14 protein-coding genes and 1 tRNA gene are annotated in these 14,675 nt (G+C 44.2%); 5 read left to right on the plus strand and 10 right to left on the minus strand.

From position 1 onward, the window contains the following. The first annotated feature begins 14 nt into the window (after nt 1-14). On the plus strand, nt 15-2,063 hold the full coding sequence (locus tag J7M13_02690; protein ID MCD6362896.1) for a hypothetical protein: 2,049 nt from the start codon (nt 15-17) through the stop codon (nt 2,061-2,063). 46 nt (nt 2,064-2,109) lie between these two features. Here J7M13_02690 and J7M13_02695 read toward each other — a convergent pair whose 3' ends face one another. Next, complete coding sequence (locus tag J7M13_02695) at nt 2,110-2,640, minus strand: folate family ECF transporter S component (GenBank protein ID MCD6362897.1); 531 nt, start codon at nt 2,638-2,640, stop codon at nt 2,110-2,112. Nucleotides 2,641-2,689: 49 nt separating this feature from the next. On the opposite strand from J7M13_02695, the gene J7M13_02700 reads away from it, so the two are divergent. Both J7M13_02700 and J7M13_02705 read left to right on the plus strand, forming a co-directional pair. Beyond that, a complete protein-coding gene (locus J7M13_02700; GenBank protein ID MCD6362898.1) occupies nt 2,690-3,691 on the plus strand; it encodes a hypothetical protein in 1,002 nt (333 codons plus the stop codon). Between the two features lie 17 nt (nt 3,692-3,708). Further along, complete coding sequence (locus J7M13_02705; GenBank protein ID MCD6362899.1) at nt 3,709-4,395, plus strand: metal-dependent hydrolase; 687 nt, start codon at nt 3,709-3,711, stop codon at nt 4,393-4,395. A gap of 54 nt (nt 4,396-4,449) precedes the next feature. Here the strand turns inward: J7M13_02705 and J7M13_02710 are convergent. Then, nucleotides 4,450-4,537, minus strand: a tRNA-Leu gene (locus J7M13_02710). Between the two features lie 35 nt (nt 4,538-4,572). Further along, nucleotides 4,573-5,277: a 2-C-methyl-D-erythritol 4-phosphate cytidylyltransferase gene (gene ispD / locus J7M13_02715; GenBank protein MCD6362900.1), complete on the minus strand. Its 705-nt coding sequence runs from the start codon at nt 5,275-5,277 to the stop codon at nt 4,573-4,575. Between the two features lie 61 nt (nt 5,278-5,338). On the opposite strand from ispD, the gene J7M13_02720 reads away from it, so the two are divergent. Further along, the gene (locus J7M13_02720) at nt 5,339-5,920 is read left to right on the plus strand and encodes a C_GCAxxG_C_C family protein (protein ID MCD6362901.1); all 582 of its coding nucleotides are present in this window, start codon (nt 5,339-5,341) and stop codon (nt 5,918-5,920) included. On the opposite strand, the gene J7M13_02725 is transcribed toward J7M13_02720, so the two are convergent. The 3 genes from J7M13_02725 to J7M13_02735 are packed head-to-tail and all read right to left on the minus strand — an operon-like array spanning nt 5,898 to nt 9,557. Next, on the minus strand, nt 5,898-6,440 hold the full coding sequence (locus tag J7M13_02725) for a sigma-70 family RNA polymerase sigma factor (GenBank protein ID MCD6362902.1): 543 nt from the start codon (nt 6,438-6,440) through the stop codon (nt 5,898-5,900). The genes J7M13_02720 and J7M13_02725 overlap by 23 nt on opposite strands. A gap of 11 nt (nt 6,441-6,451) precedes the next feature. Then, complete coding sequence (locus tag J7M13_02730; GenBank protein MCD6362903.1) at nt 6,452-7,189, minus strand: biotin--[acetyl-CoA-carboxylase] ligase; 738 nt, start codon at nt 7,187-7,189, stop codon at nt 6,452-6,454. Next, a complete protein-coding gene (locus tag J7M13_02735) occupies nt 7,179-9,557 on the minus strand; it encodes an AAA family ATPase (protein MCD6362904.1) in 2,379 nt (792 codons plus the stop codon). Before J7M13_02735 ends, J7M13_02730 begins: the two co-directional genes overlap by 11 nt. Before the next feature lie 108 nt (nt 9,558-9,665). Here J7M13_02735 and J7M13_02740 point away from each other — a divergent pair, with 108 nt between their 5' ends. Beyond that, nucleotides 9,666-10,748, plus strand: a complete 1,083-nt coding sequence (locus tag J7M13_02740) for a SurA N-terminal domain-containing protein (GenBank protein ID MCD6362905.1) — start codon at nt 9,666-9,668, stop codon at nt 10,746-10,748. Between the two features lie 46 nt (nt 10,749-10,794). Here J7M13_02740 and J7M13_02745 read toward each other — a convergent pair whose 3' ends face one another. The 4 genes from J7M13_02745 to thpR all read right to left on the minus strand — a co-directional run. Then, complete coding sequence (locus tag J7M13_02745; protein MCD6362906.1) at nt 10,795-11,574, minus strand: TIGR00282 family metallophosphoesterase; 780 nt, start codon at nt 11,572-11,574, stop codon at nt 10,795-10,797. Between the two features lies 1 nt (nt 11,575). After that, nucleotides 11,576-13,150: a ribonuclease Y gene (rny, locus tag J7M13_02750; GenBank protein MCD6362907.1), complete on the minus strand. Its 1,575-nt coding sequence runs from the start codon at nt 13,148-13,150 to the stop codon at nt 11,576-11,578. Between the two features lie 13 nt (nt 13,151-13,163). Continuing rightward, nucleotides 13,164-14,192 carry a recombinase RecA gene (recA, locus tag J7M13_02755; protein MCD6362908.1) on the minus strand — a complete coding sequence of 343 codons (1,029 nt, stop codon included), beginning with the start codon at nt 14,190-14,192 and terminating at the stop codon, nt 13,164-13,166. A 36-nt stretch (nt 14,193-14,228) separates the two neighbouring features. Beyond that, nucleotides 14,229-14,675: RNA 2',3'-cyclic phosphodiesterase (thpR, locus tag J7M13_02760; protein ID MCD6362909.1), on the minus strand; the 447-nt coding region annotated here is incomplete at its 5' end.

Here is a 14,675-nt window from a genome sequence, read left to right on the forward strand (position 1 = left end):
AGGTGACAGAAAAAATGAGGCATATCTTTAAAATCACGATGATTCTTGCAACCATATTTATAATCACGGCCGGAATAGCTCTTGCAAATCAGCCCGCTAAGTTTACTCAGAAGAGCTTTTTCAAAGGAAGCATTATCGTCGATATACCATCCGGCTGGGAAAGCGGCGAGGAAGAAAACATGGCAGCTATGTTCGATCCCCATAAAAATATCGGCGTTATGATAATCATCTGCCCTCAAAAGCAAGATTTAAAGGCTCAAAAGGAAAAGCTATTTCGTGAGATCAAGGAAAATATAAATGCGAAATCTGAACCCAAGAAGCTGGGTTCAGAAACCACAAAGCTTCCAGGTGTTGGAACCGTAAAGCTGGAAAAGCTTGTTTCAGAAACCAGAAATGGTGAGAAAGCGATTATACTCCTTTATTCTGGACAAATTAATGGAAAGAGCTTCATTATAACCATACTGTCGGAAGAGAACCTTTATAAAAAGAACCTACAAACGCTGGGGAAAATACTTGGAAGCATCCGCTTCAAGGCTTCTCCTCCAGCTCCTAAACAAAAACCAAGTGTTACACCTGCACCCTCAGCTCCAGCTCCTCAACCCACACCCAAGCCTAAAACGCAACCTAAACCCACACCTGCTCCAACACCACAGCCTGCACCGAAACCCCAGCCAAAGCCATCTCAGAAACCAACCCTGCAAATTAAACCCAAGCCACAGCAGGTACCTACGCCCCTTAAAGAATACGAGCTTTTTAACGGCCTGATAACTATCAAGATACCCACAGCCTGGGAGAAGTTCAACATCGATGAGAACTTAGTAGCCTTCTCCCCGACCGAGGAAGAAACAGCAGAGTTTTCTGGTATAGCAGTAGGATACCTGAAAAATACATCCTTAAGGGAGATCACGAACGAGATCCTCGATTTCGCCAAAGAGGAATATGAAACCCAGAGTATTGGAAAGACCAAAACAAGTTCCATCCCAATTCCAGGTGCTGGAAACGGCATATTAAACGAGTACATTTTAACAACAAAAGATGGCAAGAAAATAAGGATGCAAACTATTTCCATAAAGGCAGGAAGAGATACTCTTATAGTTGCCTATGTTGGCCCCTCCTCCCTATATGAAAAATACATGAGCGTTTGGGACAGGGTTATCGATACCATATCCGTTAAGCCAAGACCCATCTCCATATCTCCTGCTCCAAAGCCCACACCGGCACCTACTCCGACTCCAGTTCCAACTCCACAACCAACGCCGGTTCCACAACCACAACCAACACCAACTCCTGTACCACAACCTACGCCGACTCCACCCCCCACGCCTCAGCCAGCTCCCACACCAGGGCTTACTCCAACACCCGTACCTACTCCAGGACCTACGCTCCCTCCAACGCCCACACCATCTCCCGCACCCACTCCAGCTCCAATTCCGCAACCAACGCCGGCACCACAACCAGTGCCAACACCCATACCTACACCACAACCAGTGCCAGCACCACAACCACAACCAATACCACAGCCAGCGCCGTCTCTACCCGGACCAACACCCACTCCCGCACCAACCGTACCACCGGTACCCACAGGATGGTCTATATACAGGGATCCGCAGAACTACTTCAGCATAGGAATTCCTCCAGGTTGGTACTATAACCCAACGCCAAATCCGAATATCCCTAAAGGAATACCTTATGTGAACTATATATTTGTGGAAGGTGCAAGGGTGAGCGCAGACTTTAGCGTAGTTGTGGAAACAATACCCATAGGATACACTCTTCAAGGATATGCAGCTGCGGTAGAGATGAATTCGCTGAGCAAATTCCCAGGTTATAAAAAATATTCTGAAACCACGGTTGTTATAAATGGAAGACAGTTCATAAAGAGGGTATTCACCGCTTACATAAACAGCCCCACGGGACAGCAGATTCCAATATATGCCGAGCAATACTATTATGTCTCGAGGAATATCGCTTATACCGTGAATTTTGAAGCTATGCTATCCGACTACCAGCGCTTTCTTCCCATATTTAACAGCATCATAAATACTTTCCAACCGCTTAAATAGAAAGATAGTTGAAAAAAAAGGGGGGGGATGCCCCCACACCATTTTATTAAGGCATCCCCTCCTCAAGTCTCCTAACAAGAGGTATTCGCCTATAGAGGATGTTAAAAAGGAGAAGATAAACGGGGAACTGTATTCCAGAACCTATAAGCTTGGATACAAGTACAACTTTCCACGGGATTCCAAAAAGGATATAAAGAAAATATGGGAGAAGGGTTATCTCCGGAACAATGGTAGATGCTATGAGGGCAACAGTTACCCTCCAAGTAAACGAAAACCTCTTAAAGAGAATAACTGTTATCCCAGGGATAAAACCCCTGAGCGCACTTGTAAGGGTAAAGTGTGGCATATAAGGTCCCATGGGAGAGATTATGTAGCCTATTATGTCAGCTAAAGCTCCGCCTATGGCTCCCTCAACCGGTCCCAGAAAGATACCGAGAAATATAAGTGGGAATGAGCCGAATCCTACCCTTATACCCTCAACGCCACCTATGGCAATTCTTACGCTCCCAAAGCGAGAAAGGACTACGCTAAGTGCGATCATAAAACCGAGAATCGCTAATCTTCGGCTCTTCCTCAAAATAACTCACCTCCCATTTGAATATTATAACACAGGAGGATGATAAAGGTTGAGAACAGTTCCAAAGCTATTTTTGTTTCTTTTTATTTTTCTTCTCTCCTCCATACCTAATCTCGCCCACGGTAGCTTGTATTTCATCATCGAAGTAGAGAACGAGCTTCGAGGAAAGATAATCATAGCTGAAAATGGGAGAGAAATCTACTGTGGTAGAGTTCTAAAACCAGCGGAAGAATATAATGCAAGACCCTTTACCGCAAGCAAGTGGGGCAAGATAGACAGAGTAGTCGCATCTGCGGTAAACGCCATCCATATCTTACGAAAAGAGGGGCTTATAAGCATTCTACCCTTAAAAAGCTATTCATCAGGAGCTCGCTTTAAAAGTTCAATCTTGACCGACATTCCTCCTCAATATACTATTTTTGGTGGAGGATACTCCCCATTTGTAGGGAGCAAAGTTATATGTAAACCGAGAAAGGGAATTCCTGAGAAAATCGAGATAGTCGTATCTAAGGAAAGAAGCAAAATCGTAGAGCTAATTTTTCAGAACTTCGTGGGTGGAAAGATAATAGCAGTGTATGTAAGCGGAGAAAAGAGAATTATCGGCAGGGTTATAAAACCCGTCAAGGGTGTGGGAAGATTTACCGGTAGCAAGTTTACGGGAATAGGAAGGGTAAGAGCAAACCATCCTGGCGTTATATGTATATCCACTTCTCCAATGGGCAAAATAGGAGGATTTCAGATAATACCCTACAAACACTCGCTAAGCAAAGAAATGTTAAAAATAGCATGGGGGCTTACTCAGTGGATGATCGTGGATTTCGCACCGGGGAAGTATCCCCTCTTTGAAAGCGCTATCCTACCGAATTGGAATCCAAGAGCACTGAAATCAAGAAGCTGGAAGGAACTTCTCTTAAGAAGAACGCTGGTTATGGTAAAATTCCGTGATGATCCGTACTGGCGCTTTCTGCCTCCAATCACCGGGAGAAAAGATCACGCTCTGGAAAGCTTGAATAGCGTTAAGCTCTTTCTTCCAATTATAAAAAGAGACTAAGGAGGTGAGATTAAAAAATGGCAAAAGTTAAGTTCTTGGGACACGCCGCTTTCTACATCGAGGGAGAGGGGTTGAAAGCTCTTATTGACCCGTTTTTGAGGGAAAATCCACAGGCGGCTGCCAAACCGGAGGATTTCAACGAACTTAACTACATATTTTTAACTCACGGTCATGGAGACCATTTAGGAGACAGCATAGAGATAGCCAAGAAAACAGGTGCTACCATTGTGGCGGTATTCGAGCTTGCCAATTACTGCTCTGCCAAAGGAGCGAAGATCCATCCTATGCATGTGGGGGGGAGAACAAGCTTTCCATTCGGAAGGGTGAAGCTTGTTCCTGCATCACACGGTTCCGGAATAATAGAGGGAGAGAAAATACTATATGGAGGAAATCCCTGCGGAGTAATAATTGAAGTTGAGGGAAAGAAAGTCTACCACGCTGGAGACACCGGTCTTATAGCTGACATGATGCTCCTTAAAGATGAAAAGATTGATCTTGCACTTCTTCCCATCGGTGGAAACTTCACGATGGATCTGGAAGATGCGCTGAAAGCCCTTGATTTGATAAAACCCAAGAGGGTTATACCTATGCATTATGATACCTGGCCACTTATAAAAGCAGATCCAGAGGAGTTCGCTAAGGGGGCAAAGGAACGCAGCGTAGTTCCCATTGTTCTTAAACCTGGGGAGGAAACAACAATATAACATAAAAAGAGAGGCGCTCACTCGAGTGAGCGCCTCTCTTTTCGCTCTATCTTATGGTGCCGGAGGCGGGATTTGAACCCGCACGGGCAAAAAACCCACTGCCCCCTCAAGACAGCGTGTCTCCCAATTCCACCACTCCGGCTTCCAGCATCAACACATATTATATAACCTTCTAGCTTATTTTTCAAGCCCCTTTTCACTAAAAGATAGCATAGCCTCTGCTACTTTCAAATCCATGGAATATGTTATTTTGATGTTTTTCTCCTCTCCAGGAGCGAGAAAAATGGGATTTTCAGGAAAGTACCTTTTTACTAAGCTACAATCATCAGTTGCCTCCCTAAAGTTTTCCTCCAAGGCTTTAGCATGAGCACATCTTATAAGAGAGAGCTTAAAGCCTTGAGGAGTTTGAAGAGAAAAGAGTTTTTTTCTATCAGGAATATCAATCAAAACTCCTCCTTCACCCGCAATTCCTATTGTTTCCTTAACCGGAAGCGCAAGGCTAACGGCATTATAATCATTAAGCAAGTCAATAACCTCCTCTATCTTTATAGTAGAGATAAAGGGCCTTACCGCGTCGTGAATCAAAACCTTTCCCTCGTCCTCATTGATAGACTCCAAACCCTTTCTAACACTCTCTTGCCGTGTTTTCCCTCCCCCCACTATTCTCATGACTTTCTTAAAGCTCATTAATACTCTCCTTCCAAGCTCAAGGTAGGATGAATTAACAACCACGATTATTTCATCAACGCGATCGCTTCTTTCAAAAGGAATAACAGACATCTCAAGTAAAGTTTTCCCGAAAATTCTTGCAAATTGTTTCGGTAGAGGGGACCCGAACCTTCTTCCCTCACCTCCAGCAACAATAACGGCAAAAACCCTCACGCGTAAATCACCCCTTTATGATATATAATACTTCACAAAAAGAAAAAAGGAGGTGTCTCGCGTGTCTGATAAGATCGATTGGCTGAGACTCGAGCGAGACGAATCTATCTATCGCTCTACAAGCGTTCTTCCGGGCTCCAAGGAAAAAATCCTTGATGCGGTGGCAAGATCCGCTTATAATAACGAAAGAGCCTACAGCGGTTGCACAAGGTCCGTTTTAACCGCCTTAAACGAACACTTACATCTGCTATCCTTTGAAAATTTTAAGCACTGCTTTAGAGCATGTACTGCCTTAGCGGGTGGTGTTGCCAGAATGGGAGAAATATGCGGGGCTTTAACGGGAGCAATCATAGCTATAGGCTTAGCCTTTGGTCCAGAAAGGTTCGAGTTGTATAATGAATACTCTAAAACCATGGAAATAGCAGCTGATTTCTTCAACAGATTTAAAAATAAGTTTGGATGCGTCAGATGCTCTGAGCTTCAGGAGAAAATCTTCGGCAGAAGCTATGATCTTAAGGATCCCCGAGAAAGAGAAGCCTGGGTAGCTAACGGTGGCTTGGATAAGTGTCCTCTTCTATGCGCCGAGGTTGCGAGAATGGCAGCAGAGTTTATCTTAGATGTTAGAGCCTCGATAAATCCATAGCCTTCCTAAGTTTTCTTTTAATCCTTTGAAGGGCGTTATCCACCGTCTTTAGGGAGCAGCCTATGGCTTGGGCGATCTCAAAGTAGCTTTTTCCCTCAAGGTACTCACGAAGTATGCTTCTCTCTAAATCACTAAGGGAGATATAAAAACCATGAAGAGCCTCTCTCTTAGAGAGGCTCTCATCTATATCCAAACCTTCGCTCCCCAGCTCAATATCAAGCGAAACCTTGCTTTCGAGAGGAAGATCCTTACGCCTGGTAGCTCTCCTTAGAGCACTTATAATCTGCCTTTCAACGCACATTTCCATAAAAGTTTTAAAGCCAGTAAGCTTAGATGGATCAAATGATCTAACTGCTTTAAGAAAACCTATCATGCCTTCTTGAACGATATCTTCAAAGTCCACATCCGGAATAAAATATTTTCTAGCTATAAGCTTTATGAATGGTGCGTATTTTCTTACAAGCTCTCCCCATGCTTCTTCGTCTCCCTCCTTGGCACGCTTAAGAAGCTCCCCTTCCATGGTCCGCAAGATCACTCACCTACCTTAAGAAGCATCTCCGAAGAAAGAACTTCAAAGGAGTCTTCCACTCTAACTATAAGCCTTCCTCTATCATCTATGTCTTCAGCAATGCCAGAAAGAATTTCTCCCTCCTTCTCGAAAGTTATTTTTCTTCCCAGCGTTTCACATAGAGTTCTATACTCAGAGAGAATCCTTTCAGGATAGCTTTTAAGAAGCTGATTACTATGATAAAGCTCATTTAATATATCTCGAAGCGTTTTCTCGACCGCTGGAATGTAGCCTGCTTCTTCCTCAAAAGATGTTATCCTTTCGCGTAAACCAGAAGGAAAACCAAAGGATTTTCTTAAATTAAGTCCAACTCCCAAGAGACAGAACTCTAACTTATCTCCGTTGAAGATTCCCTCCGTAAGTATGCCACAGATCTTCTTACCTCGAACGAGAACATCGTTTGGCCACTTTAGCTTTGCATCGAGTCCTTTCCCTCGAAGGAATGAGGAGACTCCCACACCGGAAGCGATGTTAATGAGCTGGAGCTTGTCTGATGAAAGAGATGGCCTAAAAGAAATCGTGAACCATAATCCCGCTCCCTTTGGTGAGAACCACTTCCTTCCTCGCCTTCCCTTTCCACGAATCTGAGTTTCAGCCCACACCAGAGTCCCATCTTTTAGCTTTCCTCTTTTATAAAGCCTCTTTGCCTCCTCTTGTGTAGAATCAACCAGCTCAAGATAGTATGTCGGATTACCCCACATTTCCCTTTGAGTCAGCTTCCTTGGTCTTCTCCTCCCCCTTTTTACCCCACTCTCTTAAAGCTTCGGCCATCTCTCTAAGCTTCGCCTCAACCGCACGGTGGAACTCCTCTGGAGACATTCCAGTTAGTATCTCTATGCCTTCATCTATGGTCTTTATCGCGTATATGTGAAATTTACCTTCCTTAACGGCGCTCACTATATCCTCTCTCAGCATAAGACTCTCTCTATTTCTATAGGGAATGATAACGCCATGACTGCCATTTAGGCCCTTTATTTTACAAAAATCGAAGAATCCCGCTACTTTCTTATTAACACCACCGACGGGCTGTATATTCCCCTTTTGATCCACCGAACCGGTTATTGCTATGTCTTGCCTCAAGGGGATTCCCGAGATCGCCGAAAGAAGGGCATATAGCTCGGCTGCAGATGCGCTATCCCCTTCTACCCCATCATATAATTGCTCAAAACATATGCTTGCAGAAAGCGTTAGCGGAAAATCCTTAGCATACTGTGAAGCCATATAATTCGAAAGTATCATGACTCCCTTATCATGAATTTTTCCGCTCATCTTGCTTTCTCTTTCTATATTTATAACGCCTTTCTGCCCCAGATGAACGGTAGCGGTTATCCTACTGGGCTTCCCAAATGAATAATCTCCAACGTTCAACACCGCAAGGCCATTTATCTGTCCTATCTTTCTACCGTCAGTCTCAACGATGATTTGATCTCTCGCAAACATCTCCTTAAGCTTCTCTTCATATCTGTTTTCACGGTATATCTTTTCCTCTATGGCTCTCTTAATATGCTTGGCAGTGATATACTCGCTACCTTCCATAACTGCCCAAGCGTTAGCCTCAACGAGAACCGCTATAAGATCACTGAATTTCGTAGAAAGCTTTTTCTGGTCCTCGGCAAGCTCGCTGCTGTAATCTACCAAAGCAGCAACAGCGCTTTTATCACAGTGTAGCAGACCTTCCTCCCTGCAATAAGAAGAGATAAAAGAGCATATTTCCCTCACGTTCTCTTCGCTTCTTTCCATTTCAACATCGAAGTCAACCTTTATCTTAAAAAGCTTCTTGAAATCATCATCGAAAATCGAAAGAAGATGATACATAAGCGGACTTCCTATAAGCATGACCTTAAGATTAACGGGAATGGGTTCTGGCGACAGACCAGATATGGGAATTAAGCCTATATGCTCTGCTATGTTTTCTATTCTAACCTCCCGGGTTTTCAAAACTCTCTTTAAAGCATCCCAAGCGCCGGGATTTCTCAGGAGATCCACAATATGTAGGATAAGGTATCCCCCATTTGCCCTGTGGATGGCTCCTGCCTTTATTTTAGTGAAGTCTGTTATCAAAAATCCCATCCTTTGTTCATACTCAAGCTTACCAACGAGGTTATAATAGGTAGGATTGCTCTCAAAAACAACAGGAGCTCCCTCAAGATGAGAGTTATCTACAAGAAGATTCACCTTATACCTATCAAATGAAATCGGAGGCTTGCGTCCCCCCTGCTCTTCATCTCTCACGAGAAAATCGTGAAGATGATCAACCACATCCTCCATCATATCCTCGAGAAAAGCAACAACCTTAGGAAGCTCAACATATTTCTCCTTAAGATCCTTAAAGAGCCCTCCTATAACGAAAACGCATAACTCTCTTTCCAGCTTCTTTATCTTCGCTCTCGCGTCTCTCTCAAGCTTTTGAATTTCCCTCATAACTTGCATAGTTCTTTCATGAAGCTCCAAGGATCGCGCTTCAAGCTCTCTCTTTCTTTCAACGGGAAGCGAGTTAAACTCCTCCTGTGTCATTTCTCTTCCATCAACAAGAGGAACGTTCACAAACCCCGTTGGGGTTCTCTTAACCACAAAGCCAAGAAGCTCCGCTTCCCTGTTTAAAGCTTCCATGAGCTCGTTTACTTTCTCCTGAAGTTCTTTAAAAACCGCTCTTTTCTTAGCCTCAAATTCCTCCCCTTCAAATGCTTTAGGTATGCGAACTCTCAGCTCCTCAAGCAACTCCTCTATATCTCTCTTGAACTCTCTCCCCCTGCCTGCCGGGAACGAGAGAGCAACTGGACGCGAGGGATTCTTAAAATTATAAACATAGCACCAATCTGAAGGTGGGGGCTCAGTAGAGGCAACTTCTTGAGCAACCTTCTTAGCATAGCTTGTTCTTCCCGTTCCGCTCATCCCAACAAAGAAAAGATTATACCCTGGGCTTTTTACCCTAAGACCAAAGTTCGCAGCCTTAACCACTCTATTTTGTCCTATTATAGATCCCTTAAACGGTTCTATTTCTTCCGTAGTATTAAAATCGAATAACTCTAAGGGACATCTTGCCCTAAGTTGATCATGTGATAGCTCCAACGGGAAACACCCCCCTTTTTAAAAACAAAGCCTTAAAAAGATTATATCAAATTTTGTGGTATAATCTTAGGAGCGAGTAAAATATGCAGAAGAGGGGGTAAGAACAAGATGTTTAAAACTTTAAGAAGTCAGATGAAGCTCATCTTTATTATCGTCGCTATTTTCTTCGCTTTTTCGATATATCTGGGATATGGCGCGTATCTAAGGGGTAGAAGAACGGGCGGAGCACCAACAACGGCAGCCATAGTAAACGGCGTGCCAATCTCGAAGGCTGCTTTAAACTCCACCTTAAGAAGGGAGCTATCCAGATATAAGCCTGAAGATCTGAGAAACATGAAGAAAGAGGAATTTGAAAAGATAAGAAGAAGCGTACTTCAAGGGCTCATAAACTATGAGCTCCTTTATCAGGAAGCTTTAAAAGAAGGGCTAAAACCATCATCAAAGGAAATAGATGATGCCATTAAAAGCTTTGAAAAGAAGTTTCCGAGCAAGGAGGAGTTTCTCAGATTCTTAAGAAGACAGGGAGTAACTGTATCCGATCTTAAAAGAGGCCTGGAAAAAGACTTAGCGGTGAGAAAGCTGCTCAGTAAAATTCAAGAGAACGTTAAGGTTAATGAAAAGGAGATAAGAAACCTCTACGAAAAGTATAAGAAGGCTTTCGTCGAGCCCAAGAAGTATGAAATAGCTTACTTAGAGTTAAAGGATTCCAAGAAGGCAGAGGAAATTTATAAAGAGCTTCAATCTGGCAAAAAGTGGAGCGATATAGCTCCTAAGTCCAAGCCGGAAAAGAAAAGCCTTCGTGAGCTTCCAAAGCAATTTTCTAAGGAGGAAAAGGAGTTTAAAGCGAAATCACCATTTATCATAAAAGATGACAAGGAGAAAAAATATTGGGTGGGATATGTATTCTCCATCATACCTCCCAAGCAAAGAAGCTATGAAGATGTCAAAAAGCAGCTTGAACAGATATTAAGGTATACCGAGGGAGCCGAAGCGCAGAGAAAGTTCATCCTTGCCCTTCGCGCTAAGGCAGAAATTAAATACATTGATCCCTCGCTCGCTCCTCCTCCACCCGCTCCCAAGGAGAAAAAAGCTGCCAAAGAAGAAGCAAAACCAAAGCAGAAAGAATCTAATAAAGGCAAAAGGGTAAAAGAAGCCGAGAGCAAGAAAGCAACCGAAAGCAAAAGTAAGTAAAATAAGAAGGGCGTGCGCTTAAGCGCACGCCCTTCCTTTATATACTTCACGAAGGAGCAAGCGTTCTTTGAATCCTCTTTATAGAGATAGCCTTCTTTGATATGGGATCGATTTCCACAACGATCCCTTGCAAGACTACCTCCCCCTTAGCAACTTCGAATTTTACGGGCATCCCTGTTAAAAAGCGCTTTATGACCTTATCCGGACTCATCCCTATTATAGAATTAGCTGGACCCGTCATGCCAACATCGGTTATATAAGCTGTACCCTTAGGTAGTATCCTTTCATCGGCGGTCGGCACATGTGTATGAGTTCCAAAAACGGCGCTGACTCTACCATCAAAGTAGTAAGCAAAGGCAAGCTTTTCAGATGTTGCTTCAGCGTGAAAATCAACCAGTATAGGCTTATCCTCTGAAGCAAGAAGTGCCAACATCTCATCCATGCGCGTGAATGGGCAATCTATTGGGACCATGAATATCCTACCTTGGAAATTAGCCACAATTAAGGAATCCAAAACTATAAATCCCCTCCCTGGTACCCCAGGTGGATAATTATAGGGTCTTAAGACGGGATACTCATCGCTTCTTAGGATCTCTAATACTTCCTTCTTATCCCAAACGTGATTGCCCGTGGTTATGACATCCACACCCGCATTAAGAATCTCTTCAACGACGCTTTGCGTAAGTCCAAAGCCTCCAGCAGCATTTTCTCCGTTGGCTATCACCAGATTAACCCCAAGCTCCTTCTTGAGCTCAGGAAGGAGCTCGCGCACAGCCCGTCTCCCAGGCCTTCCTATTATATCTCCTATAAAGAGAACCTTCGGTATACTATTTCGCGTAGTCAACGCTCCTCGTCTCCCTTATAACGGTTACCTTTATCTGACCAGGATATTTAAGCTCACTTTCAACCTTTCTGGCTATATCGTAAGCAAGCTTCGCCGAAAGAGCATCGTCCACAACTTCCGGTTTAACGATTACCCTTATTTCCCTTCCAGCCTGTATAGCATACGCCTTTTCTATACCGCTAAAGGAGGATGCTATCCTTTCAAGATTTTCAAGCCTCTTTATATACTCCTCAAACGTTTCTCTTCTCGCTCCGGGTCGTGAAGCAGAAATAGCATCTGCAGCTTGTATCAAAACTGCAAGTATGGTTTGAGGCTCTACCTCTCCGTGATGCGCTTCTATAGCATGAACTATCTCTAGAGATTCTCCATATCTTTTAGCAAGCTCAGCACCTATCTGAGCATGTGTTCCTTCAACATCAAGATCGATTGCTTTCCCAATGTCGTGCAAAAGCCCCGCTCTCTTAGCCATCGTGATATTCTCCCCAAGCTCAGCAGCCATAACGCCTGCTATGTAGGCTACTTCAAGAGAGTGGTTTAAAACGTTCTGCCCATAGCTCGTTCTATACTTAAGCTTCCCAAGAAGCTTCACAAGCTCGGGATGCATTCTGCCAATCTTGGTCTCAAAGACGGCATCCTCTCCAGCCTCCCTTATATCCTCCTCAACCTCTTTTTTCGCCTTATAATACATCTCCTCTATGCGAGCTGGATGAATCCTACCATCAGCTACAAGCTTCTCGAGCGTCCTTCTCGCTATCTCCCTCCTTACCGGGTTATGACACGATATTATAACCGCCTCTGGGGTATCATCTACGATTAGATCGGCACCGGTTAAGGTCTCAAAGGTTCTTATGTTTCTCCCCTCTCGCCCAATTATTCTGCCTTTCATCTCGTCATTAGGTAGAGGAACAACAGAAACAGTAGCTTCTACGACATGATCAACGGCGCATCTCTGAATCGCAAGGGAAATGATCTCCCTCGCCTTCTTTTCTCCCTCTCTTCTCGCCTGACTCTCCATCTCCTTTATGAGCATTCCCGCCTCCTTCTCTATCTCCCTTTCCAGCCCTTTAAGGAGCATCTCCTTTGCTTCCTCAGATGACAAGCCGGATAATCTCTCAAGCGTTTCCCTCTGCTCAGCTATTATCTTCTCCACCTCCTTCTTAAGCTTCTCAATTTCTCTTTCTCTCTGCTTAAGCTCTTCCTCACGGCGGGATAACATCTCACTCCTTCTTTCGAGGGATTCATCCCTCGAAAGAAGCCTTCTCTCAAATCTCTGAAGTTCCCCTTTCTTTTCCCTATACTCCCTTTCCCACTCTACTCGTAATCTGTGAATCTCCTCACGAGCCTCAGCTATCCTTTCCCTCTTTATAGACTCAGCTTCCTTCTCAGCTTTACTTATTATACTCTTAGCCTCCTCCTCGGCGCTTCTTATCCTTCTTTCAGCCATATATCTTCTGAACCAGTATCCAAAAGCAATACCTCCAACAAAAGCCATCAAAATATTTATAACGTGAATATATCCGATGGCTATCACCCCCTTTATTCCGTTTTCAAGGATCATCGCTTAAAGAGATTTAACTCTTTTCCTCAAAGAGGGCTTCTTTTTTCGAGACCTCCTTATCCTCAGGCCTCTTAAGCCCAAGACGCTCCAAAACAGCCCCCTCTATACTATCCAAGACCTCCGGATTAGCATCAAGATACGCCCTTACGGCATCTCTGCCCTGTCCGAGGCGATCCTCACCAAAGTAAAACCAAGATCCACTTTGCCTTATAACTCCCACTGCTAAAGCGGCTTCGAAAACGCTCGAGGAGCGAGGTACCCCTACCCCGTATATTATATCGAACTCAGTTTGCTTAAATGGAGGCGCAACCTTGTTCTTAACGACTTTAGCTCTTACTCTCGCCCCTATAATCTCATGGTCCTTCCTTATTGTCTCTCCTCTTCTAACCTCAAGCCTCACCGAGGAGTAAAATTTAAGGGCTCTTCCCCCAGTGGTAGTTTCACTGGGACCAATTTGGAACCCCATCCCTATCTTTTCCCTAATCTGATTTATAAATACCGCTATCGCTCTCGTTTTACTTATTATAGACGTAAGTTTCCTCAACGCCTGAGACATCAAACGTGCTTGCAGACCTACGTGAGCGTCGCCCATTGATCCTTCTATTTCCGCTTGAGGCACCAGCGCAGCAACTGAATCTATGACGACTACATCTACCGCCCCACTTCTTACGAGAGTTTCCGCTATCTCGAGAGCTTGTTCTCCACTATCCGGCTGAGAAAGAAGAAGATCCTCAACCTTAACGCCGACCGCCTTCGCGTACAGAGGATCAAGAGCATGTTCCGCATCTATAAAAGCAGCAACGCCACCGCTCCTCTGCGCGGAGGCGATTAAATGCAAAGCTACAGTTGTTTTCCCAGAAGCCTCCGGTCCAAATATCTCGACTATCCTCCCGCGAGGGAACCCACCCACCCCAAGGGCAATATCAAGTGGAAGAATTCCAGAAGATATCACATCCACAGGACCTATACTTTTCTCTCCCAATCTCATTATTGCTCCCTTTCCAAAAGCTCTCTCTATTCTACTAATTGCCTCTTTTAATATCTTTTCTCTGTCAACTTTTGTTTTTTCCCCACACTATTAACCTCCTTCCAGTGCAAAAGTAGCCAAGGGAGTGTACACTGGCCCATCATGGAAAAGCTGACTTCTCATTAGAACCAATTCCTTAACCATGAAGGAACCAAAAACCCTGTCCTCATTCCTTCGAAGCACTTCCCTAAGAGCAGCTTCCATTTTCCCAGATTTTACCCTTCCAAGAGTTATATGAGGAGAAAATGGTTTATTCTCCCTGCGGAAACCCTGCTCTCTCGCGCTTTTCTCGACAAAGTTCCTCAGCGTTTCAAGAGCCTCCAATCCCTCTCCTTCTATCCCCACCCATATAACCCTGGGGCGATCCCAGCTCGGAAAAGCCCCTATTCCCCTGAGAGAAAGGCTAAACGGCTTCAAGTTTAAGTCTGGAATTCCGCTTTGAAGAGAACTTCTTATCCTTTCCACCTTCGTATGAGGTTCCTCCCCCAGAAACTTTAA

The sequence above is a fragment of the Synergistota bacterium genome, assembly GCA_021159885.1.
Taxonomy (GTDB): Bacteria; Synergistota; GBS-1; order GBS-1; family GBS-1; genus AUK310.

Excerpts from the sequence above, each read along its gene's own strand:
- rny (MCD6362907.1), bottom strand. The coding sequence starts at position 13,150 with ATGATCCTTGAAAACGGAATAAAGGGGGTGATAGCCATCGGATATATT.
- J7M13_02705 (MCD6362899.1), top strand. The coding sequence starts at position 3,709 with ATGGCAAAAGTTAAGTTCTTGGGACACGCCGCTTTCTACATCGAGGGA.
- J7M13_02690 (MCD6362896.1), top strand. The coding sequence starts at position 15 with ATGAGGCATATCTTTAAAATCACGATGATTCTTGCAACCATATTTATA.
- J7M13_02725 (MCD6362902.1), bottom strand. The coding sequence starts at position 6,440 with ATGGAAGGGGAGCTTCTTAAGCGTGCCAAGGAGGGAGACGAAGAAGCA.
- J7M13_02740 (MCD6362905.1), top strand. The coding sequence starts at position 9,666 with ATGTTTAAAACTTTAAGAAGTCAGATGAAGCTCATCTTTATTATCGTC.
- J7M13_02730 (MCD6362903.1), bottom strand. The coding sequence starts at position 7,189 with ATGTGGGGTAATCCGACATACTATCTTGAGCTGGTTGATTCTACACAA.